Here is a 21,544-nt window from a genome sequence, read left to right as displayed (position 1 = left end):
TGGGTCCGTGACCACCACGGAGCAGGCCCGCACGGGGGCGCCGAAGCCCGAGTCGCACCTCGCCCTGGTCCGGCGCGCGCGCCGCACCAACCGCGAGCTCGCCGTCACCTATCCGGACGCCCACTGCGAGCTGGACTTCACGACGCCGCTCGAGCTGCTGATCGCGACGGTCCTGTCCGCGCAGACGACGGACAAGCGCGTGAACCTGACGACTCCCGCGCTCTTCGCGCGCTACCCGGACGCCGCGGCGTACGCGGGGGCCGACCGGGAGGAGCTCGAGGAGCTGCTGCGGCCCACCGGCTTCTTCCGCGCGAAGGCGCAGTCGGTCATCGGCATCGGCCAAGCCCTCGTGGAGAGGTTCGGCGGCGACGTGCCCGCGCGACTGGAAGACCTGGTGACCCTGCCCGGGGTCGGCCGCAAGACGGCGAACGTCGTGCTCGGCAACGCGTTCGGCGTGCCGGGGCTCACCGTGGACACCCACTTCGGCCGCCTCGTGCGCCGCCTGGCGTGGACCACCGAGGAGGACCCGGTCAAGGTCGAGCAGGTGGTCGGCGGGCTCGTCGAGAAGTCCGAGTGGACGATGCTCTCGCACCGGCTGATCTTCCACGGCCGCCGGGTGTGCTTCGCGCGGAAGCCCGCGTGCGGCGCGTGCACGATCGCCCGGTGGTGCCCGTCCTTCGGGATCGGCGAGGTCGACCCGGTCAAGGCGGCGAAGCTCGTCAAGACGAGCTGAGGGTCAGCGCTCGCGCTCGGCCCGGGAGGTCGTCGGGAGCCAGTCCAGCAGCAGCTCCGTGACGGCGTCGGGCGCCTCCTCGGGGAGGAAGTGGCCGGCGCCGTCCACGACCTCGAAGCGGAAGTCCCGGGCCAGCGCGGCACCGTCGGCGTCGGCGAGGTCGCGACGCACGAGACCGTCCTCCTCGGCGTGGACCTGGAGCGCGGGGACGTCGACCGGGCGGCGGAGCGCGGCGAGGAAGCGTCGGCCGTCGGGGCGGGGCGTCGACCGCACGGCCCAGCGCAGCGACTCCATCGCGGTGTGCGCCGCGAAGGGGATGCGCATGACGGTGCGGTAGGTCTCGACGACGTCGGGCGCGAAGGGCGTCGCCGCGCCGGTCGCGAGCACGTCGCCCACGAGGTCGCCGCGGACGAGGGCGCGCTCGGGCAGGGTCGGGACCTGGTAGAACGCGAGCTGCCGCAGCGCGGCGGGCGTGAGCAGGCGCCGCGCGGAGGTGTGCATCCGTGCGGGGTGCGGGGCGGAGAACGCGGCGACGCCGGCCGTGACGGCGGGCTGGAGCGCGGCCATCGCCCACGCGAGGCTGCCGCCCGTGCCGTGTCCCACGACGACGGCGCGCCCGGACCCGAGGGAGCGCACGACCCCGGCGATGTCGCGCGTGCGGGTCGGGGCGTCGTAGCCGATCGGCGGCTTGTCGGAGGCGCCGACGCCCCGGATGTCCATCGCGGCGACGCGGTAGCCCGCGGCGGCGAGCGGCTCGATCTGGTGGCGCCAGGCCCACCAGAACTGCGGGAACGAGTGCAGCAGGACGACGAGGGGCGGTCCCGGGTCGCGCACGCCGCGGTCCTCGGGACCCGCGAGCGCGACGTGGAACCGCGCGCCGTTGGCCGGGACGAACTCGTGGCGCCACGGCCCGTCGGGCAGGGCGGACGTGAAGTCGGAGGGGTCGGGCGTCACCCGGACGAACCTACCGGGGTCCCGGGGCCGTTGTCGGCCGAGGAGCCCGCGGCGTCGGACACGGTGGCATCGGTGCCCTCGGCGGGACGGCGGTCCTTGGGCGGGTCGAACCGGTACCCGACGTTGCGCACGGTCCCGATGAGCTGCTCGTGCTCGGGGCCCAGCTTGGCGCGCAGGCGCCGGACGTGGACGTCGACCGTGCGCGTGCCGCCGTAGTAGTCGTAGCCCCAGACCTCCTGGAGGAGCTGGGCGCGCGTGAAGACGCGACCCGGGTGCTGGACCAGGTACTTGAGGAGCTCGAACTCCTTGTACGTGAGGTCGATGGGGCGGCCGCGCAGCCGGGCCGTGTAGCCGCTCGCGTCGATCGCGAGCTCGCCGGCCGCGATCTCCTGCGGCCCGTCCTCGGCGGGACCGCGCGCGGACCGCTCGATGACGAGACGCAGCCGCGCCTCGACCTCCGCGGGGCCCGCCCCCTCGAGGAGGAGGTCGTCCGCGCCCCACTCCGCCGTGACGACGGTCAGCCCGCCCTCGGTGAGGACGAGCACGAGCGGGACGGTGAGTCCGGTGGCGTGCAGGAGGCGGCACGTGGTGCGAGCCGCGACGAGGTCGCGGCGCGCGTCCAGCAGCACGACGTCGGAGTCCGGTGCGTCCACGAGCGCCGAGGGCTCCATGGGCAGGACCCGGATGCGGTGCGAGAGCAGGCCGAGCGCGGGCAGCACCTCGACGGAACCGCCTGTCGCGGGGGTGAGGATGAGCAGGTCCGCCATCCGGCACCTCCTTCCGGGTCGCGGGGCGCGGGGGCGCCCCCGGGCGTCGACGCGTGGCGACCGGGCCGGGACGTACCTCTGCGGGGCTCGCCACGTGATCGGCCACGTTCTCGGTCCGTGGATGGTTACCGTATCGCGTGCTGGCCGTGCAGACGGCGAACGTCTCACGGGCGCGCGTGCCGGGGCCGGTAGGCGGTCGGGCGGGAGACTCTGCGACACTCTGAGGCGTGCTGCACGACCCGACGCCCTCCCGCGACCCCCGAACGGGGCGCTGACCGCGTGGACCTCTCGACCCGGGCCGTCGTCACGGCGTGCCTCGCCGCGGGCATCGCCGTCGCCGCGTTCTTCGGCCCGCTCCCGCTCGCCGCGGCGTCGGGGGCCCTGGCGCTGATCGTCGCGATCGGGTGGCCGCGCCTGCTCGACATCCCGGTCCACGGCGGCACGCGCGTCGTCATCGCGATCGCCGGTCTCGGCGCCGTCGGCGCCACCGCCGCCACGCACGGCGAGCCCGCGCTGCGCCACCTGCCCGTGGTGCTCGCCCTCGCCGTCGTGCTCGCCTTCGTGGCCGAGCTCCTGCGGCGCGACGGGCGGCCGCGCCTGGTCGAGTCGCTCATCGGGACGGTGAGCGGGATCGTCGTCGCGACGTCGTGCGCGGGCTGGATCGCGACGGGTCGCACCGACGCCGGCGAGTCCCTCGTCGTGACGTGCGCCGTGGCGCTGGCCGTGGCCTCGGCGGTCTCCGCGCTGCCGCTCGGCGGGTGGACCAACGCGGCGCTCACGCTCGGCCTCGCGGTCGCCGCGGGCGGGGCCGTCGGGTACGTCATGCCCGACCTCGACCTGCTGAGCGGTGTCTGGTCCGGCGTCGTCGCGGGCCTGCTCGTCGCCTCGCTCCACGCGCTGTTCGACCAGCTCCCGGAGCTGCGGGGGCGCCTCGGCGCGTTCTCCGCCACGGCCCTCCCGGTCGCGGTCGGCGGGACGCTGATCTTCGTCGTCGGGCGGGTGATCGTGGGATGACTCCCTCCGCGCTGCCCGTCGTCCTCCTCGGGGTCACCCTGCTCGCGACGCTCGCGCTCGGCGTGTGGTGGCAGCGGCGTCAGGGGGTCGTACGGACGGCGCGCTCGACGTCGCCCCGAGCCACGGCGAACCCGGGCGCTGCGCCCTTCGACTGGCCCGCCCACGGCGTCGCGCTCGGAGCCCGTCGCACGTTCGTCCAGTTCTCCGCGGAGCTGTGCGCTCCGTGCCGGGCGACGGCGCGCGTCCTCGGCGAGGTCAGTGCGGCGCACGACGACGTGACGCATCGTGAGATGGACGTCGACGACCACCTCGACCTGGTGCGAGCATTCGGCATACTGCGCACGCCGACCGTCCTCGTGCTCGACGCGGAGGGCCGGGAGGTCGCCCGCGCGAGCGGGGGGATGAACCAGGCCCAGGCGCTCGCGGCGCTCGCCGTCGCGGACCCGGGCTCGGTCCCCACGGGCGTGCGCGACGCCTGACCGCGCCGTCCCCGACGGCCAGAACCCGAGGGAGACCGCATGAGCGACCAGGCCGGCCGTGGGGGCACCGCGACCGAACCCCCGGCGGCGCCCGCCGGCATCGACCCGCGCGGCCCGCGCGCGGGGGCCGGGATCACGGCGGTCCTGCTCGCGGTCGTCATCTTGCTCTGGACGTCGCCCGCGGCGCTCGCGCTGCTCGCCGTCGTCGCGGCGAGCTTCCTGCTCGGTGCGGTCCGGGGCGCACAGGGCACGTGGCAGGCGTGGGTCTACCGCGTGCTGATCCTCCCGCGCATCGGCCCGACGGCGGAGCGCGAGGACCCCCGGCCGCCGCGGTTCGCGCAGGCGGTCGGCCTCGTCATCACCGGCGCGGGAGTCGTGCTGGGACTGCTGGGCGTCGACGGCGCAGTGCCCGTCGCGGCGGCGCTCGCGCTCGTGGCGGCCGTCCTCAACGCGGCGTTCGGCCTGTGCCTGGGCTGCGAGCTGTACCTGCTGCTGCGCCGGGTCGCGCCCGCGCGCTGACGCCCCCCCGGACGGGCGCCGGCTGCCGCCGGACGGGCGCGGGCGGGTGCCCGGGTCAGTAGACGAGAGCCTGCGCGCCCTCGCGCAGCGCCTCCTCGACGAACACCGCCGCGCCCGCGATGCGCACGCCGGGCAGCACGTCGTCGGCCGTGATGCCGCGCCGGGCGGCGCACTGCGTGCACACGGTGAGGGTGCCGGCGGCGAGCACGGCGTCGAGCAGGTCGGGCAGCGGGGCCGCGTGCTCGAGCTCCAGCTCGGCGGCGCGCCCCGGGAGCCCGAACCACGCGGCCTCCCCGGTGAGCCACACGCTCACCTCGACGCCCGCGGCGACCGCCGCGGCGGCGACGGTGAACGCCTGGTTCGCGGCCTCGGGGCGGTCGAGCCCCGACGTGGCCTTGACGACGAGCGAGCGCTGACGGGGGGCCGAGGGAAGCGGCGCGGTGTCGGTCACGCGGCCGAGCGTAGCCCTCCGCCGCGAGCCGCTCCCGGGCCGCGACGTGGCGCGGCCGCCCGGCCGGTAGGATCGGGCGCATGAGTCCGCACACTCTCGAGCTGATCTTCCTCGGCCTGCTCCTCGCGGCGACGGTCACCATCACGTGGTTCGCGGGGTACGTCGTCTACAAGCTCTTCAAGGGCCAGCGCTGACGCCGCCGCGCGGGACCGTGTCCCGCGCGTGCCCGTCGCCCCGCCCGACTCCGAGAGGTGGTCGCTGATGCCGTTCGAGTTCCCCGAGGGACTCGCGCCCGAGGTCTACCCGCTCGCCTGGCTCGTCGGGAGCTGGCGCGGCGAGGGGGTCGTCAAGTACCCGGGCATCGAGGAGACGCCGTTCGTCCACGACGTCGTGTTCGACCACGACGGCGGCCCCTACCTGCGCTACGAGTCGACGCTGCGCGTGCTCGAGGCCGAGGTCCCCGAGACCGTCCCGGACGAGGGGGCCTGGCCCGAGCGTGACGGTGCGACGCTGGACGCCGCGGCCGCCGACGCTCCCGTGTGGTCCACCGAGACGGGCTACTGGCGCGTCTCGACGGACCGGCCCGACGGGCTCGAGGACGACCGTCACCCGCTCGAGGTGCTGATCGCCGACCCCGCAGGCCGCGTGTCCGTGTACCTCGGCGCGGTCGGCAACGGTCGGGTCGACCTGGCGAGCGACCTCATCGCCCGCACGTCCACCGCGTCGGAGGTGACCGCCTCGAAGCGCCTCTACGGGTTCGTGGAGGGCCAGCTCCTGTGGGTGTGGGAATTGGCGGCCTTCGGCGAACCGTTGCAGTCGTACGCGTCCGCGAAGCTGACCCGGCGCCCGTCGGCCTGACCGGCGGCCCCGGGGACACGCCGGCAGGCCCGGACGTGCCGACGAAGGAGGACCACCCGTGACCACCGGCTACACCAGCCCGCTCCTGTCGCGCCACGGCGCGGTGCCCGCGACCGGCCCCGACGAGGGCGTCGCCTGGCACTACGGCGACCCGACGGGAGAGCAGCGCGCCCTGCGCACCGGCGGCGCCGTCGTGGACCAGTCGCACCTGGGCGTCGTCACGGTCACGGGCCCGGACCGGCTGAGCTGGCTGCACTCCATCACGTCGCAGGACCTGACGAACCTCGCCCCGCGCACGTCGACGGAGCTGCTCGTGCTCTCGCCGCAGGGCCACGTCGAGCACGCGGCCTCTGTCGTCGACGACGGGGCGACGACGTGGCTCGTCACCGAGCGCTCGCACGCGGTCGACCTCGCCGCGTGGCTCGACCGCATGAAGTTCATGCTCCGCGTCGAGATCGCCGACGCGACCGACGACTGGGCGGCGCTCGGCGAGCCCGTCGACGCCGAGGGCGCCGAGGGCGAGCCCGTCACCTGGCGCGACCCGTGGCCGCGCGTCACGGGCGGCGGCACGCGCTACGGACCGCCTGAGGCCGAGCACCCCGGCATGGAGCGGCCGTGGCGGCTCGTGCTGGTGCCGCGGGCCGAGCTGCCCGACGCCGTCGCGGCGCGCGAGGCGGCCGGCTGGCGTCTCGTCGGCACGTGGGCGAGCGAGGCCGCGCGCGTCGAGGCGTGGCGGCCGCGCCTCGCCACGGAGATCGACCACCGGTCGATCCCGCACGAGACCGACTGGCTGCGCACCTCCGTCCACCTCCACAAGGGCTGCTACCGCGGCCAGGAGACGATCGCGCGCGTGCACAACCTCGGTCGCCCCCCGCGCCGGGTCGTCATGCTGCACCTCGACGGCTCCGGTCACCTGCTGCCCGCGCCGGGCGCCGAGGTCACGCTCGACGGTCGCGCCGTCGGCACGGTGACGTCGGTCGCGCGCCACCACGAGCTCGGCCCGATCGCGCTCGCGGTCCTCAAGCGCAGCGTCCCCGAGGACGCCGAGCTCCTCGTCGACTGCGACGGCGGAGCGATCTCCGCGGCGCAGGAGGTCGTGGTGCCGGGCGAGGGGGTCTCCGTCGACCGCCCCGCCCCGCGCGGCCCCGTCGGCCGGGGGATCACGCCTCGCGGCGAGGGCGCGCCCACGAGCATGCTGTGAGCCGCGGGCCGGCGTCGCGCGAGGACCCCGGTCCCGGCGCGGTCGACGTCGCCCGGACCGCGTGGCGCCGGCTCCTCCTGCGGGCGCGGATCCGGCAGGGCGCGTCGCGCGTCCGCGTCGCGCTCTGGCCCATCCTCCAGGCGTCGGCCGCCGCGGGCCTCGCGTTCGGCATCGCCCGGTACGGGCTGGGCCACACGGCGCCGTTCTTCGCGCCGGTCTCCGCGTGGATCTGCCTCGGCTTCAGCCAGGACCGCCAGCTCCGGCGCGTGCTCGAGCTCGCGGTCGGGGTCGCGATCGGCGTCGGGCTCGGCGACCTCGTGGTCCACGCGATCGGGTCGGGCTGGTGGCAGGTCGCCGTCGTGCTCGCCGTCTCCGCGCTCGCGGCGCGGTTCATCGACCGTGGCGCGATGCTCACCACGCAGGCCGGTGTCCAGGCGATCGTGATCGTGGGTCTTCCGGCCGCGCAGGCGGGCGGACCCCTGGGTCGGTGGACCGACGCGCTCGTGGGTGGCGCCGTCGCGCTCGCGGTCGCCGCCCTCACGCCGGGCGACCCGCGGCGTCGGCCCCGGCTGCTGGGGTCCGAGGCGACGACGGAGCTCGCCGGCGTGCTCGACGTCCTCGCGCGAGGTCTGCGCACGCGCGACCGCGCCGACCTCGACGCGGCGCTCGTCAAGGGCCGGGCCTCGGAGGGCGCGCTCGAGGAGTGGCAGTCGTCCGCGTCGTCGGCGCGCGAGCTCGCGCGCGTGAGCGCGGCGGGGCTGCGGCACCGGGACGAGCTCGGCGGGCTCGAGCGCCAGGCGGTCCTCGTGGACCGCGCGATGCGCAGCGTGCGCGTGCTCGCGCGGCGCGCGATGCCGGTCGCGAGCGGCCCGGACGAGCGGGAGCTCGGCGGCGTCGCGGACCTCGTCGCGCGGTTCGGCGCGGGCGTGCACGTGCTCGCGGAGGCGGTCGGCGCCGGGCGCGACCCGGCGGTGGCGCGCGAGGTCCTCCTGGAGGTCGCCCACGGTGCGGACCCGCACGCCCTCGGCGACGGCGACTGGCAGGTGCAGTCGCTCGTCATGCTCGTGCGGTCGCCGATCGTGGACCTCCTCGAGGCGGCCGGGGCCTCGCCGGAGCAGGCGCGCGACGCCCTCCCCGAGCTCTGAGCGGGCGATCCTGGCCTGCCGGGCGAACCGGACGATCTTCACCCTGCACAGCGGCGCCCCGGGCCGGTACCGTCGGGGCATGGAGGTCCCCGTCAGCGCCCTGCGCGCCGAGCTCAAGTCATGGATCGAGCGGGCCAGGGAGGGCGAGGAGGTCGTCATCACCGAGCGCGGCGTCCCCGTCGCCCGGCTGACCGGCGTCGCGACGGCCGACCTCGTCACCGAGCTCGTGCGCGACGGCGTCCTGGTCCCCGCGGCGGGCGAGCGACCCGTCCACGCGGTGCCCGGCGGGGACGCCGACGCGCGGCCCGCGAGCCCGGACGGCGCGCGACCCGCCGACGGTGCCCGGTCGGCCCGTGGCGGCGGCGTGGCGGCGCTCGTGCGCCGGATCCGGCGCTGAGGCCCCGATGGCCCTGGTCTACTTCGACGCGAGCGCGCTGGTGAAGCTCTGCGTCCCCGAGGCGGGCTCCGCCCTGGCGAGCCGCCTGTGGAACCGCGCGGACGTCGTCGTGACGAGCCGGCTCGCCGACGTCGAGGTGCGGGCAGCCCTCGCCGCCGGCGCCCGCGGCGGCGTGCTCGACGGCCCGGGGCACGCGCGCGCCCTCGGCACGTGGGACGTGCTGCGCCCGGCGCTGCACGTGGTGGAGGTCTCCGGCGACGTCGCCGACCGCGCGTCGGAGCTCGTCGCAGCGGGTGCGCTGCGCAGCAACGACGCGGTGCACGTGGCGAGCGCCCTGGCCGTCGCGCACGACGACACGCTCGTGGCGGCCTGGGACCCGCACGTGGTGACCGCCGCGCGGTCGGTCGGGCTGCGGGTGGTGCCGTGGCCGCTCGGCAGACCGTAGGCTCGTGCCCGTGGGAATCATCGGGTCGCTCCAGTGGATCGTCTTCTTCGTGCTCATGCTCGTCGTGTTCGTGACGGAGCTCGTCGCGCTCGTCGACGCGATCCGACGCCCCGCGAGCGCGTTCACGGCCGAGGGCAAGCTGACCAAGCCGATCTGGCTCGCGATCCTCGGCGTCGCGGCAGCCCTCGGGTTCGTCTCGCTGCCGCCGATGAGCATCGGGGGCTTCTTCGGGATCATCGGCGTGGTCGCGGCGATCGTCTACCTCGTGGACGTGCGTCCCCGGCTCCTGCCGTACGGGAACGGCCGCGGCAACGGGTCGTCCGGCCGCCCCGGCGGCTGGTGACCCGCCGGTGACCGCGCACGTCCAGGGCGGGATCGAGCGCGCCGCCGTCCCGCTCGCCGAGGTCGTCCGGGGAGACCTCGTGGAGTCGGTCCACGCCGGGCACCTCGTCCTGCTGGGCGACGGGGGTGAGCCGGTCCTCGAGCGTGGCGACGCCGACGCCGTGATCTGGCCGCGGTCGAGCGTCAAGCCGTTCCAGGCGGTCGCGATGCTGCGGCACGGTCTCGCCCTCCCGCCCCGGCTCCTTGCGCTGGCCGCCGCGAGCCACAACGGCGAGCCGGAGCACCTCGCCGGCGTCCGGGAGATCCTCGAGGGCGTCGGGCTCGACGAGTCGGCGCTGCGGAACACGCCCGACATGCCGCTCCACCCGCCCGCCGCGTTCGCGTGGCAGCTCGAGGGCCACGGGCCGTCCTCACTCACGCAGAACTGCTCGGGCAAGCACGCGGCGATGCTCGCGACGTGCGTCGCCGCCGGCTGGGACACCGCCACCTACCTGGACGTCGACCACCCCCTCCAGGTCGCGGTCCGCGAGACCGTCGCCGAGGCGACCGGCGTGCCGGTCGAGCACGTGACCGTCGACGGCTGCGGCGCGCCGCTCTTCTCGACGACCGTGCGCGGCCTCGCGCGAGCGTTCGGACACCTCGCGGCCGCCCCGGAGCGCGACCCCCTCTCCCCGGCGGCGCAGGTCGCGCGCGCGATGTCGACGTTCCCGGAGATGGTCGGCGGGACGGGCCGGGACGCGACGCTCGCGATGCGCGCGGTGCCCGGCCTGGTCGCCAAGGACGGCGCGGACGGCGTCTACGGCGCCGGCCTGCCCGACGGCAGCGCCCTCGCCTTCAAGGTGCTCGACGGCGCGTCGCGCCCGCGACCGGCGGTGCTCGCCGCTGCGCTCCGGCGGCTGGGAGCGCAGGACGTGACCGGGGCCGACGACGCGGCGCTCGCCATGCTCGGCGACGTGCCCGTGCTCGGCGCGGGCCGGCCCGTGGGCGCCGTGCGGCCGGTCCTCGACGGCGCGACAGCGGTCCCGAGCGGCGACGCGGAGCGCCGCTCGTGAGGGCCGTCGTGCAGCGCGTCTCGCACGCGAGCGTGAGCGTCGTGGCCGAGGACGGGACGACGGAGGTGGTCGGGGCGATCGACCGCCCGGGTCTGCTCGCGCTCGTCGGTGTGACGCACGACGACGGCGACCCGCAGGTCGAGACGATCGCGCGCAAGATCGCCGAGCTCCGGATCCTCGCGGGGGAGCGGTCGGTGCAGGACGAGGGCGCACCGGTGCTGGTCGTCAGCCAGTTCACGCTCTACGCCGACACGAAGAAGGGCCGCCGCCCGTCGTGGAACGGCGCGGCGCCCGGGTCCGTCGCCGAGCCCCTCGTCGAGGCGGTCGTCGAGCGACTCCGGGAGCGCGGGATCGAGGTCGCGACCGGACGGTTCGGCGCGCACATGGCCGTCGAGCTCGTCAACGACGGCCCGGTCACGCTCCTCCTCGAGGCCTGACCGCCTCCGCGCAGAGCACCCACTCCGGGTGGGCCGAGGTAGAGCCGTGGTCACCCTGCCCGACGGCGTGTGGCTGGGTTGGGTGGGCGGGGTGGGTGGTGGTGCCGCGTCTACCATCCGCCGCTCGTTCCTCGCGGCTCCCGCCAGGCCCGCCACGACGCGGCACCACCACCCACCCCGCCCTGCGTCGTCTCGCCCTGGTCGTGGATCACCCCGGCGACCGCCCGCGGGCGTGGGTCGCGCCATCGTCGCGTCCCGTTCTGGTCGGCGCGACGTCATGCCGAACAGCCTGTGTGGGCTGGTCCCGGGTGCTTTGACGAGTCGGGTCGCCTGTTCGGCCTGCACGGACCGGGCCGGTCGGCCTGTCGGCTGGCCATGGTGGGCCGACGGCTGAGCGGTGGGGGTGGGCTCGGATGCGAAGGGGCGTCAGAGCGGCGCTCCTCGAACCCACGGCCGAGGGACCAGGGTGACGGCGCCGCAGCCCCGAGCACCGAGCCCACCCCCACCGCGGACCCGCCCCGCGGGCCTGAGACCTGAGCTGCACAGCGGACCCGACCTGGCGGGCCTGAGACCTGAGCTGCACAGCGGACCCGACCCCGGGTCCGAGACCGACCACCGTTCTACCTCGGCGGACCGGGCGGGATGTGACCCCTGGAGGTCAGCGGAGCCAGCCGCGGCGCTTGATGTAGGCGAGGGGGATGACGGCTGCCACCAGGGTGAGCAGGACCGTCACGGTGAAGCCGGAGGGGCGGTCGAGCTCCGGCATGTGCGTGAAGTTCATGCCGTAGAACGAGGCGATGAGCGTCGGCGGCAGGAACACGGCGGTGATGATCGTGAAGACCTTGACGATCTGGGCCTGCTTGACGTCGAGCGAGGTCATGATCGCCTGCTGGAGGTAGCGCACCTTGTCGTGCTCGAACCCGGCGTGCTGCTTCACCCCGTCGATGTCCGCGACCAGGGTCTCGACGAGCCCGGCGAGCACGGGGTCGGAGTCCGCGATCTCGCTGCGCAGGTGCCGTGCGGCGCGGGCGAGCGAGAGCTGGGACTCCTGGGCGCGCGAGACGATCTCTTCCGCACGGTTCATGCGGGTGATGGTGTCCTGCATGTCGCTCACCCCGATCTCCCGGCCCCGGGCGTCGACGCCGCGGGTGGCCTCGTCGATCTCGTCGGACATGTCCTCGAGCAGGTCGCTCGCGTACGCCACGACGCGGTCCGCCGCCTCGTTGAGCGCGTACAGCAGCGCGTACGCGATGCCGTAGGAGGAGCCGATGAGCCACGGGGTGCGCCGCATGCGGGCGATCGCCTTGTCGAAGACGCCGTAGTGCCGCTGCGGCTGGGCCGTCACGACGACGTCGGGGGAGAGGGCGAGCACGATCCGCTCGTAGGCGACCCGGTCGCCGTCACGCCGCGTGGCGGTCACGGGGAGGTACACATGGGCGTCCGTCTCCCAGACCCGGCCGCCGGCAGCGGCGAAGTCGACGCCGTGCTCGGCGGCGCGGGCGGTCGCGTCGGGGTCGCCCACGCCGACCTGGACCCAGCGGGAGCGCAGGACGCGCGGGTCGAACCGGGGTGCGCCGGTGCCGTGCGCGCGGGCGTGGAGGTCCAGCCCGCCGCGCGCGGGCGCGGGGACCACGCGGTCGACGCCGGGTGCAGGGACGAGGCTCGTGGGCTCGGGCAGCGTCGTCGTCATCAGACACCTCCGGCGGTGACGTGCGCGAGCAGCAGCGCGACGCAGATGAACAGGTACAGGCCGACGGTGAAGGAGATCGACTGGCGTTCCAGGCTCGGTCGGCGGGCGCGGTGTCGACGAGGTCGAACGGCGCGCGCGTCCCGCAGGGGCACGCGTGCGGGGCGGGTCCGGGTCTCGGTGGCAGGCGAGCGCTGGGTCATGGTGGTCGTCCTTCTCCTGCGGGCCGACGACCACGGGCGGGCGCCACGGGGTGGGTGGCGGGCGCGGTGGGTCGGCGGGTGCGTCAGCGGGTGGTCCGGCGGCGCGCACGACGGCGCGCGCGGTGCGCACTGGCGACCTCCCCGCGCGGGACGACGGCCGGTCGCGGGAGTCCTGGAGGAGTTCGCCGACTCAGGCGACGGGCTGCGGGCCACGGAGGGTGAGCGCGCAGTGCACGGTTCTATGACTGCTGCCGTCCGGCATGGGGCTCACCTCGCTCTCGTGGCGGCGGCGCCATGAGCGCCGCACCCGGGTCGGGGCGCACGAGAGCCGTGGCCACGACGGGGATCGAGGCCAGGCTAGCCCTCCCGCCCAGGCGGGGCAAGCGGCGTCGGCCCAGGTGGCGATCGTGTGACGGCCGGGAAACGATGAGGTGATCCCTTGTTTACGGAGGGTTGTTAACATTTCATCCGGTCGACGGGCGAAGAAGCCCCCGGACGGAGGGTCCCGACATGTCAGAACTGCACGACTACCTGGTTCCCGAGCCGCATCGTCGCGCGGACGCGCGGTCCGCGCGCCGTCTCGAGCGGCTCTCCTCCCGCGCGCAGGAGGTCGACCGCGCGCTCGCGGCCGTGAGCGAGGGCAAGGGCGGCCTCGTGTGGACGGCCGAGCACGGCATGGGGGCGAGCGCGACGCTCGAGCTCGTGTGCGAGGCCGTCGCGTCGCACACGTTCGCGCACCCGACGCTCACTCTGCGGTGTCGCCCGCCCGCGGGTGCGCCCGCACCGGGCTCCGCGGTCGTGTCGCTCGTGTCGCAGGTGTCGCAGCTCGCGGGCGGGGTCGTCCCGGAGCGCCTCACGCGCGTCCTCGAACCCGTCGACCCCGGCTTCGGGTACCTCCCCGAGGTCGCGGCGGTCGCGCTCGCCGAGCTCCTCGTGGAGTCGTTCGACGGCGCGACGGTCGTGCTCGTGGCCGACGACCTGCACCTCCAGGACGAGCTCAGCAGGTCGGTCCTCGCGAGCCTCGTCGCGCAGCGCCACGCGCCGGTCGTGCTCCTCGGGACGGCGACCGCGGGCGCGCTCGACCCGTCCTCCGGACCGTTCGAGCTCCGCACAGTGCCGCCCCTCGCGCCGGCCGACGCCCTGCACCTGCTGCTCGTCGAGCGCCGGCTCGCGGTCGCGCCGCACGTCGCGGCCCGCCTCGCGGGGCTCCTCGGCGGCAACGCCGCGGCGCTGACGCAGACGGCGGCGCTGCTCACGCCGGAGCAGCTCTCCGGGGGGTCGATCCTCCCGGACCCGTTGCCGGCCGTCCCCGCCGTGCGCTCCCTCTTCGCCGACCGCCTCGCCGCCCTCAGCGAGGGGGAGCGGCACGCGCTCCTGGTCGCGGCCGTCGCCGTCGTGGACCGGACCGAGCTGCTGCTGTCCGCGACCGGCCTCGCGATGGAGGGGGTCCTGGACGGCCCGCTCGCCGAGCACCTCGCGCTCGTGGGCGGCCGCTTCGCGTTCGTCGACCCGCGCATGCGGTCCCTGGTCCACGCGGACGCGCGGCTCGCCGAGCGCACGGCGGCGCACGTCGCGCTCGCCGAGGCGCACCGCCGGGCGGGCGAGGAGGACGTCGCGGTGTGGCACTCGGCGCTCGCGACGCTCGTGGGCGACCCGGCGCTCGTCCCGGGGCTCCTGCGGATCGCGCGTCGGCACCTGGACCGCGGGGACGTCGTCTGGGCCCACGAGGTGGCGCGCGAGGCCGCGAGCCAGGCCGCGACCGAGCACCGCGCCGAGGCGTTCGCGATCGCGGGCGTCGCCGCGCTGCGGTCGGGCCACGTGCAGGACGCGGCGGACTGGTTGCGCAAGGCGTCGCGCAGCGGTGACGACGCGCTGCGCGCGCGGACGCTCGGGCCGCTCGTCGCCGCGCTGACGCTCGCGGAGGGTCAGGTGCCCGACGACGTGCTCTCGCCCTACCTGCGCGGCGGGCAGCCCGACGACCTGGCACCGGACGCCGTGGCGGGGGTCGTGTCGGGCGTGCTCAACGCGGCGCGGCTGCACGCCGAGCGGGGTGACGGCGTGAGCACGTCCCAGCTCCTCGACACGGCGACGTTCCTCGCGTCCTGGTGCGACGACGACGAGACGGCCGCCGGGCTGGCGCTCGCGCGGTCGTGGGCCGCGGTGTTCGGCGTGGGCGAGCGCGCGGCCGTCCCCGACGTGGAGCTAGGGCCGGACCACGAGGCGTCGGTCCAGGTCGGCCGGGCCCTCGCCCTCGCGGCCGACGACCGGCTCGAGGACGCGGCGCAGACGCTCGCGAGCGTCGTCGCGTCGCTCGCGCCGGTCCGCGACGGTGGTCGCTGGTTCGACGGCCCGGACACCGCGCTGACCCCGCTCGCCGAGGCGCACGTGCGCCTCGCGCAGACGCTCGTGCACATCTGGCGCGGCACGCTCACGCGTGCCGCCGACGAGCTCGCCGAGGCGGCGTTCCGCCTGCCGCTCGGGCTGCCGTTCGCCGGTCTCGGGGTCGCGGCCGCGCGTCGCCTCGACATGATGACCCGGGGCGTCGTCGGCCCGGTCGCGACGGCGCTCGAGGAGACGTGCGCGAGCCCGACGTCCCGCCCGGTGCGGCTCGGGCTCCTCGTGGACCGGGCGATGGGCGCGGCGTTCGCGCACCACGTGACCCAGGCCGCCACGCTGCTGGAGCTCGCGGCGGAGCGCGAGCGTCCCGACAGCGCACGCATGCTCCCGCTGCCGGGTCTGGACGACGTCGAGGCGTGGGTCGTCGCGGGCCGCCACGACGCGGCGCAGCGCGCGCTGGCCCGACGGAAGGTGGACGCGAAGGAGCTGCCGCCGTCGCTGCGCTCGGCGACGCTCGTCCGGGCCGACGTGTCCCTCGCCGCGCCCGAGGACCTCACCGTGCCGCTCGAGCGGGCGACGCGGGTGAACCGGACCACGGCCTCGCCGTACGAGCACGCGCGGACCGACCTCTGCGCCGCGCGCGCCCTCGTGCGCGCGGGGGAGCTGCAGCGCGCGCACGGCCTCTTCCTGTCCGCGATCGAGCTGTTCGACGACGCCGGCGCGGACGCCTGGACGACGATCGCGCGGGACGAGCACGCGGACGTCGTCCGGCTGCTCGGCGGGCCGGTGACGGACGATGCCACGTCCGGCGCCCCGGCGTCCGCGGGCCCGCTCGGCGCCGCGCCCGCCACCGGGCTCGGCACGGCGCTGGGCGGGGCGCCGTCCGGGTCGTGGGCCGCCGCGGCGCGTGCGGCGGGACTGCACGCGCCGCTGCCCGGAGTTCTCGGCGGGTCCCGGCCAGGGGCCGATCCGGCGGTCGCGGCCCGTCCCACGCCCCCGGACGCGTGCCGGCTCGCGGTGCGGGAGAGCGACGTGTCGGACGAGGCGCTGGCCGAGCTCCGGGGACGGTGGTCCGACGAGCTCACCGAGCGCGAGCTCGACGTCGCGCTGCTCGTCGTCCAGGGTGCGTCGAACCGGGAGGCCGCGGACCAGCTGTACCTCTCGGTGCGCACGGTGGAGGTTCACCTCGGCCGGGTGTTCCGGAAGCTCGGGGTGCGCTCGCGCGTCGAGCTCACCGTGCTCGCGCACCGCGTGGGGCGCTGAGGGGAATCCACGACCCGCGTCGCCACGGTACGTACCGATGCGCCCGGGCCAGGGATGGTTCGAGAGGTTTCGTCCGCTTGTGCACACTTCTGTCCTACGGGGGAACCCTTACGTGGCGGGTAAGTTCGCACCATGAACAATGTGGGAAGCGCGGATAACGCCGCGGTCCCCGCGTCATTACGTTCGAGAGGACCCGAGGGCGACGGCGACTCCGGAGGACGGCGACGTAGCCCACCGCACCAGCAACGAGGCAGGACCCATGGACGTGTCCCTCTTCACCAGACCACCCCGCGCCGGGCGCCGACGCGGCGCACGCCTCGCGGCGCTCGCGACCGCTGCGGCGCTCGTGGGCGGGCTCCTCGCGGGAGCCGCGCCCGCACAGGCCGCCGAGGTCGCACCCGCCGCCGTCTCCCACCCGGGCGACAGCGACGTGAACGGCTACCGCAACGTCGGCTACTTCACGCAGTGGGGCGTGTACGGCCGCAACTTCCAGCTCAAGAAGGTCCAGGACTCCGGCGCTGCCCAGGACCTCACGCACATCAACTACTCCTTCGGCAACATCCATTACCAGAACCTCACGTGCTTCATCGCGAACAAGGCGCAGGGCACGGGGCCGAACGGCTCGGACGGCGCCGGAGACGCATGGGCGGACTTCGGCATGGGCTACACCGCGGCGAACTCCGTGGCCGGCGTCGCCGACACGTGGGACCAGCCGCTCGCCGGCTCGTTCAACCAGCTCAAGCAGCTCAAGGCGAAGAACCCGCAGCTGCGCGCCCTCATCTCCATCGGCGGCTGGACCTGGTCCAAGAACTTCTCGAAGGCCGCCGCGACGCAGGCGTCGCGCGAGAAGTTCGTGTCGTCGTGCATCGACATCTACATCAAGGGCAACCTCCCCGTGATCGACGGCCGCGGCGGGGCCGGCGCTGCCGCCGGCGTGTTCGACGGCATCGACATCGACTGGGAGTGGCCCGGCTCGAACAACGGCGAGGTGGGCAACTACGTCGACACCGTCAACGACCGCGCGAACTTCAAGCTGCTGCTCGCCGAGTTTCGCAAGCAGCTCGACGCGTACGGCGCGCACACGGGCAAGCACTACCTGCTCTCGGCGTTCCTCCCGGCCAACCCCGACGACATCGCGGCGGGCGGTTGGAACGACCCGGCGATCTTCGAGTACCTCGACTACGGCAACGTCCAGGGCTACGACCTGCACGGCGCGTGGGACCCCGCGCTCGCCGGTCCCCAGGCCAACCTGTACGACGACCCCGCCGACCCGCGTGCCGCCAACCGTCGGTTCAGCGCCGACAAGGCGGTGCAGGAGTACCTGCGCGGCGGCGTCGACCCGAGCCAGCTCGGCCTCGGCATGGCCATGTACGGCCGCGGCTGGAAGGGCGTGACGTCCTCGGCCCCGTGGTCGGCGGCGACGGGAGCGGCCCCCGGCACCTGGGAGGCGGGCAACGAGGACTACGACAAGCTCCGCACGCGGGGCCAGGACTACTACGACCCGGCCACGGTCTCGGCCTGGCGCTACGACGGTGACCAATGGTGGGGCTACGACAACGCGCGGTCCGTCGCCGCCAAGGCGGAGTACATCGACCGCCTGAACCTCGGCGGCGGCATGTGGTGGGACCTCTCCGGCAACCACGACGGCACGCTGCTCGGGGCCTTCACGGACAAGGTCCGTGCGCTCCCGGCCGGTCCGGTCGACGGCACGGACGGCCCGACCGACCCGACCGACCCCACCGACCCGACCGACCCGACGGACCCGACGGACCCGACGGACCCGACGGACCCGACCGACCCCACGGACTGCCTGGCGGCATGGTCGTCGAGCGCGGTGTACACGGGCGGCGCGACGGTGTCGTTCGAGGGGAAGAACTACCGCGCGAAGTGGTGGACCCAGGGTGACCGCCCGAGCGCGGGCGGCCCGTGGGAGGCGACCGGCACGTGCGGCGCGACCGACCCCACGGACCCGACCGACCCCACGGACCCGACCGACCCCACGGACCCGGGCACGTGCACCGCACCCGCGTGGTCGTCGAGCGCGGTCTACACCGGTGGCGCGACGGTCTCCTACCAGGGCCAGAGCTACCGCGCGAAGTGGTGGACGCAGAACAACGTCCCGGGCGCGGAGCAGTACGGCCCCTGGGCGTCGCTGGGCGCCTGCTGACGCTCGGCCCTCGTCGGCCCTCGTCGGCCCTTGACGGCGCCGGTCGCCACGTGCGACCGGCGCCGCCGAGCGGGACCCGTCCACGAGGTGGTCGACGGCGGTCGCGGTGACGAGTCCTGTGCACCCGCCCGTGCACCCTCCCCTCGCCGCGTCGCCGACGCACCGTCGTGGACCCGCCGTCGTGACGGGTCCCGCCCGGCACCCCTCAGCACCCCTCAGCACCCGTCGGTCGCCCTCCCCGGGCGACCGTGCCCGACGCGACGCCGTCCGGCGTCGTGCGCAGCAACCCAGCAGATCGAGGTACCCCCATGCGGTTGTCCCTGACCCCCCCGGGCGCGCGCCCCCCGCGCTCCCGGACGCCGGCCACAGGTCGTCGCGGCCGTCACGACGCTCGCCGTGCTGGCCACCGGCCTCGCGGGCGCCGCGGCCGCGCAGGCCGCGACCCCCGTGGCCGCCGCCGCGACCACGGCGTGCGCGGACCCCTGGTCCGCCGCCCCGGCCTACGTGGGCGGCGCGACCGTCTCGTACGGCGGCCAGAACTACCGGGCGAAGTGGTGGACGCAGAACAACGTCCCGGGCAAGGAGCAGTACGGGCCGTGGGAGTCGCTCGGAGCGTGCGGCGACACCTCGACCGGGGAGCCCACGACCGACCCGACGACCGACCCGACGACCGACCCCACGACCGACCCCACGACCGACCCGACGACGGACCCCACGACCGACCCGACGACGGACCCCACGACCGACCCGACGACGGACCCCACGACCGACCCGGCCGCGAACCCGGACGAGAAGTGCCGTCCTGACGGCATGGCGCAGACGCCCGGCGTCCGGACGCCCTACTGCGACGTGTACGACGAGAGCGGGCGCGAGAAGCTGCCGAACGGCCTGGACCGCCGCGTCATCGGCTATTTCTCGAGCTGGCGGACCGGCGCGAACGGCCAGCCGCGCTACCTCGCGAGCGACATCCCGTGGGACAAGCTCTCCCACATCAACTACGCGTTCGCGCACATCGACGGGAACGACAAGGTCTCGGTGAACGCCGGCGCGGCGGGCAACGCGGCGACGGACATGACGTGGCCGGGCGTCGCGGGCGCGGAGATGGACCCGACGCTCGACTACACGGGCCACTTCAACCTGCTGGCGAAGTACAAGAAGGCCCACCCGGGCGTCAAGGTCATCCCCGCCGTGGGCGGCTGGGCCGAGACGGGCGGCTACTTCGACGCGAGCGGCAAGCGTGTCGCGTCCGGCGGCTTCTACACGATGACGGAGTCGCAGGCCCGGATCGACACCTTCGCCGACTCGGTCGTCGACTTCGTCCGCCAGTACGGGTTCGACGGCATCGACATCGACTACGAGTACCCGACGTCCAACAACCAGGCCGGCAACCCGGACGACTTCCAGATCTCCGACAAGCGCCGCGGGCAGCTCTTCCAGGGCTACGTGAACCTCATGAAGACGCTTCGTGAGAAGCTCGACGCGGCGGGCGCGCACGACGGCGAGTACTACATGCTCACGACCGCGACGCCGTCGTCAGGCTGGCTCCTGCGCGGCATGGAGGTCTACCAGGTCACGCAGTACACGGACTACGTCAACATGATGACGTACGACCTGCACGGCGCCTGGAACGAGTACGTGGGTGGCAACGGCGCCCTGTTCGACGACGGCAAGGACCCCGAGCTCGCGGCCGGCGGCGTCTACAGCGCCTACAAGGGCATCGGCTACCTCAACGGCGACTGGGCCGCGCACTACTTCCGGGGCGCCATGCAGGCCGGCCGCATCAACCTGGGCGTGCCGTTCTACACGCGCGGCTTCCAGAACGTGCAGGGCGGCACCTACGGCATGGGTGGCACCGCGAAGGCGCCGGCCGGGTTCCTCTGCCCGGCGGGCACCAACAACAAGTGCGGCTACGGCGCGGAGGGCATCGACAACCTCTGGTACGACAGCGACCCGCAGGGCAACGCGGTCCCGGCCGGCGTCAACCCGATGTGGCACGTGCTCAACCTCGAGAAGGGCGTGACGGGCGACTACGTCTCCGCGTACGGGGTCACGGACACGATCCAGGGCACGTACGAGCGCCACTTCGACCCGGTCACCAAGAACGAGTGGTGGTGGAACGCGCAGACGAAGACGTTCCTCTCCGGTGACTCGACCGAGGCGATCGCCGCCAAGGCGGACTACGTCGCGGACACCGGGCTCGGTGGCCTGATGATCTGGGAGCTCGCGGGCGACTTCGGCTACGACCAGGCGAAGGGTCAGTACGAGATCGGCAGCACGCTGGTCGACCTCATGCACAGCAGGCTCTCGGCCACGACGCCCTACGGCGCGTCGAAGGCGAACGCCGACCGGAAGATGCCGACGCAGGCGCTCGACGTCGACATCCGGTACACGGAGTTCGCGCTCGGCGACAACAACTACCCGATCTCGCCCAAGGTCGTCTTCACCAACGACGGTGCGAAGGACATCCCGGCCGGTGCGACGATCTCGTTCCAGTACGGCACGACCGACCCGGGTGAGATGAGCGACTGGAGCGGCTTCAAGACCACCGTCACCGCGAAGGGCCACACGGGCGACAACGTCGGCGGCCTCGACGGCGACTTCCACACCGTGCAGTTCACGGTCCCGACGGGGGGCATCCCGGCCGGCGGCTCGATCACGAACCAGCTCAAGTGGTCGATGCCGGCCGCCCAGTTCTCCAACGTGATCGTCACGGTCGACGGCGTGGACTACGCCACGACGTACGACCACCCGCGCGGCGTGACCGTCGTCGACCTCCCGGGCTCCGGGGGCGGCGAGGGACCGGGCGGGCCGGGCACCGGCACCGGTACGTGCACCGCACCGGCCTGGGTCGCGGGCACGGTCTACACGGGTGGTGCGGTCGTGAGCCACGGCGGCCACGTGTGGACGGCGCGCTACTGGACCCAGAACGACACCCCCGGCGCCTCGGCGTGGGGGCCGTGGGCCGACGGCGGCGCGTGCTGACGCACCACCGACGTCCCTGACGAGATTCCGCCTCGGTGGCTCGCGGGTACGGGGAATCCCGTACCCGCGAGCCGCCATCGTGTGGGTCTCACGCATCTCCACCGACGTTCG

21 protein-coding genes and 1 pseudogene are annotated in these 21,544 nt (G+C 74.9%); 16 read left to right on the top strand and 6 right to left on the bottom strand.

Going from position 1 to position 21,544, the window contains the following annotated elements; all coding sequences use genetic code 11:
- Window positions 1–7 precede the first annotated feature (7 nt).
- Window positions 8–733 carry an endonuclease III gene (gene nth / locus FB00_RS07285; protein ID WP_047232249.1) on the top strand — a complete coding sequence of 242 codons (726 nt, stop codon included), beginning with the start codon at window positions 8–10 and terminating at the stop codon, window positions 731–733.
- A gap of 3 nt (window positions 734–736) precedes the next feature.
- On the opposite strand, the gene FB00_RS07280 is transcribed toward nth, so the two are convergent.
- The gene (locus FB00_RS07280) at window positions 737–1,687 is read right to left on the bottom strand and encodes an alpha/beta fold hydrolase (protein WP_047232248.1); all 951 of its coding nucleotides are present in this window, start codon (window positions 1,685–1,687) and stop codon (window positions 737–739) included.
- A complete protein-coding gene (locus tag FB00_RS07275; RefSeq protein ID WP_047232247.1) occupies window positions 1,684–2,454 on the bottom strand; it encodes a winged helix-turn-helix transcriptional regulator in 771 nt (256 codons plus the stop codon). The genes FB00_RS07280 and FB00_RS07275 overlap by 4 nt, the downstream gene beginning before the upstream one ends.
- Window positions 2,455–2,733: 279 nt before the next feature.
- Here FB00_RS07275 and FB00_RS07270 point away from each other — a divergent pair, with 279 nt between their 5' ends.
- The 3 genes from FB00_RS07270 to FB00_RS07260 are packed head-to-tail and all read left to right on the top strand — an operon-like array spanning window position 2,734 to window position 4,466.
- Window positions 2,734–3,468 carry a hypothetical protein gene (locus FB00_RS07270; RefSeq protein WP_047232246.1) on the top strand — a complete coding sequence of 245 codons (735 nt, stop codon included), beginning with the start codon at window positions 2,734–2,736 and terminating at the stop codon, window positions 3,466–3,468.
- Entirely contained in the window at window positions 3,465–3,947 is a 483-nt protein-coding gene (locus FB00_RS07265) for a thioredoxin family protein (protein ID WP_047232245.1), read from the top strand. The genes FB00_RS07270 and FB00_RS07265 overlap by 4 nt, the downstream gene beginning before the upstream one ends.
- Before the next feature lie 39 nt (window positions 3,948–3,986).
- Complete coding sequence (locus FB00_RS07260; protein ID WP_047232244.1) at window positions 3,987–4,466, top strand: DUF4395 domain-containing protein; 480 nt, start codon at window positions 3,987–3,989, stop codon at window positions 4,464–4,466.
- A 55-nt stretch (window positions 4,467–4,521) separates the two neighbouring features.
- Here the strand turns inward: FB00_RS07260 and FB00_RS07255 are convergent, their stop codons facing one another.
- Window positions 4,522–4,917, bottom strand: coding sequence for a DsrE family protein (locus FB00_RS07255; protein ID WP_047232243.1), 396 nt, complete (start codon window positions 4,915–4,917; stop codon window positions 4,522–4,524).
- Between the two features lie 261 nt (window positions 4,918–5,178).
- Here FB00_RS07255 and FB00_RS07250 point away from each other — a divergent pair, with 261 nt between their 5' ends.
- The 8 genes from FB00_RS07250 (at window position 5,179) to dtd (ending at window position 10,794) form a co-directional block, all read left to right on the top strand.
- Window positions 5,179–5,775, top strand: coding sequence for an FABP family protein (locus tag FB00_RS07250; RefSeq protein WP_047232347.1), 597 nt, complete (start codon window positions 5,179–5,181; stop codon window positions 5,773–5,775).
- 58 nt (window positions 5,776–5,833) lie between these two features.
- Window positions 5,834–6,976 (top strand): YgfZ/GcvT domain-containing protein, encoded by a 1,143-nt coding sequence (locus tag FB00_RS07245; protein WP_047232242.1) that lies wholly within the window; start codon window positions 5,834–5,836, stop codon window positions 6,974–6,976.
- Window positions 6,973–8,121 (top strand): FUSC family protein, encoded by a 1,149-nt coding sequence (locus tag FB00_RS07240; RefSeq protein ID WP_082141092.1) that lies wholly within the window; start codon window positions 6,973–6,975, stop codon window positions 8,119–8,121. Before FB00_RS07245 ends, FB00_RS07240 begins: the two co-directional genes overlap by 4 nt.
- A 79-nt stretch (window positions 8,122–8,200) precedes the next feature.
- Window positions 8,201–8,518 carry a type II toxin-antitoxin system Phd/YefM family antitoxin gene (locus FB00_RS07235; protein WP_047232241.1) on the top strand — a complete coding sequence of 106 codons (318 nt, stop codon included), beginning with the start codon at window positions 8,201–8,203 and terminating at the stop codon, window positions 8,516–8,518.
- Between the two features lie 7 nt (window positions 8,519–8,525).
- Window positions 8,526–8,963: a type II toxin-antitoxin system VapC family toxin gene (locus tag FB00_RS07230; RefSeq protein WP_047232345.1), complete on the top strand. Its 438-nt coding sequence runs from the start codon at window positions 8,526–8,528 to the stop codon at window positions 8,961–8,963.
- Window positions 8,964–8,973: 10 nt separating this feature from the next.
- Window positions 8,974–9,306 (top strand): DUF2516 family protein, encoded by a 333-nt coding sequence (locus FB00_RS07225; protein ID WP_313769693.1) that lies wholly within the window; start codon window positions 8,974–8,976, stop codon window positions 9,304–9,306.
- 7 nt (window positions 9,307–9,313) lie between these two features.
- Complete coding sequence (locus FB00_RS07220) at window positions 9,314–10,357, top strand: asparaginase (protein WP_047232240.1); 1,044 nt, start codon at window positions 9,314–9,316, stop codon at window positions 10,355–10,357.
- Window positions 10,354–10,794 (top strand): D-aminoacyl-tRNA deacylase, encoded by a 441-nt coding sequence (gene dtd / locus FB00_RS07215; RefSeq protein WP_047232239.1) that lies wholly within the window; start codon window positions 10,354–10,356, stop codon window positions 10,792–10,794. Before FB00_RS07220 ends, dtd begins: the two co-directional genes overlap by 4 nt.
- Window positions 10,795–11,452: 658 nt before the next feature.
- Here dtd and FB00_RS21600 read toward each other — a convergent pair.
- Window positions 11,453–12,484, bottom strand: a complete 1,032-nt coding sequence (locus FB00_RS21600; RefSeq protein WP_064316506.1) for a CorA family divalent cation transporter — start codon at window positions 12,482–12,484, stop codon at window positions 11,453–11,455.
- Window positions 12,484–12,684: a hypothetical protein gene (locus tag FB00_RS07205; protein WP_047232238.1), complete on the bottom strand. Its 201-nt coding sequence runs from the start codon at window positions 12,682–12,684 to the stop codon at window positions 12,484–12,486. The genes FB00_RS21600 and FB00_RS07205 overlap by 1 nt, the downstream gene beginning before the upstream one ends.
- 510 nt (window positions 12,685–13,194) lie before the next feature.
- Here FB00_RS07205 and FB00_RS07200 point away from each other — a divergent pair.
- From FB00_RS07200 to FB00_RS23220, 3 genes and pseudogenes are all read left to right on the top strand, one after another.
- Complete coding sequence (locus FB00_RS07200; RefSeq protein ID WP_047232237.1) at window positions 13,195–16,284, top strand: helix-turn-helix transcriptional regulator; 3,090 nt, start codon at window positions 13,195–13,197, stop codon at window positions 16,282–16,284.
- A 259-nt stretch (window positions 16,285–16,543) separates the two neighbouring features.
- The gene (locus FB00_RS07195) at window positions 16,544–18,451 is read left to right on the top strand and encodes a glycosyl hydrolase family 18 protein (RefSeq protein WP_082141091.1); all 1,908 of its coding nucleotides are present in this window, start codon (window positions 16,544–16,546) and stop codon (window positions 18,449–18,451) included.
- 396 nt (window positions 18,452–18,847) lie between these two features.
- A pseudogene (locus FB00_RS23220) lies at window positions 18,848–19,039 on the top strand (carbohydrate-binding protein); the annotation flags it as partial.
- Here FB00_RS23220 and FB00_RS23215 read toward each other — a convergent pair.
- Complete coding sequence (locus FB00_RS23215; RefSeq protein WP_419865517.1) at window positions 18,991–19,263, bottom strand: glycine zipper domain-containing protein; 273 nt, start codon at window positions 19,261–19,263, stop codon at window positions 18,991–18,993. The pseudogene FB00_RS23220 and the gene FB00_RS23215 overlap by 49 nt on opposite strands.
- Here FB00_RS23215 and FB00_RS07190 point away from each other — a divergent pair.
- Window positions 19,262–21,433 carry a glycosyl hydrolase family 18 protein gene (locus FB00_RS07190; protein ID WP_231581769.1) on the top strand — a complete coding sequence of 724 codons (2,172 nt, stop codon included), beginning with the start codon at window positions 19,262–19,264 and terminating at the stop codon, window positions 21,431–21,433. The two genes, FB00_RS23215 and FB00_RS07190, sit on opposite strands and share 2 nt — an antisense overlap.
- Window positions 21,434–21,544 lie beyond the last annotated feature (111 nt).

The sequence above is a fragment of the Cellulosimicrobium funkei genome (genome assembly GCF_001019615.1).
Taxonomy (GTDB): Bacteria; Actinomycetota; Actinomycetes; order Actinomycetales; family Cellulomonadaceae; genus Cellulosimicrobium; species Cellulosimicrobium cellulans_E.
Note: the sequence above shows the minus strand (reverse complement) of the source record. Positions and strands in the feature narration are given on the sequence as shown.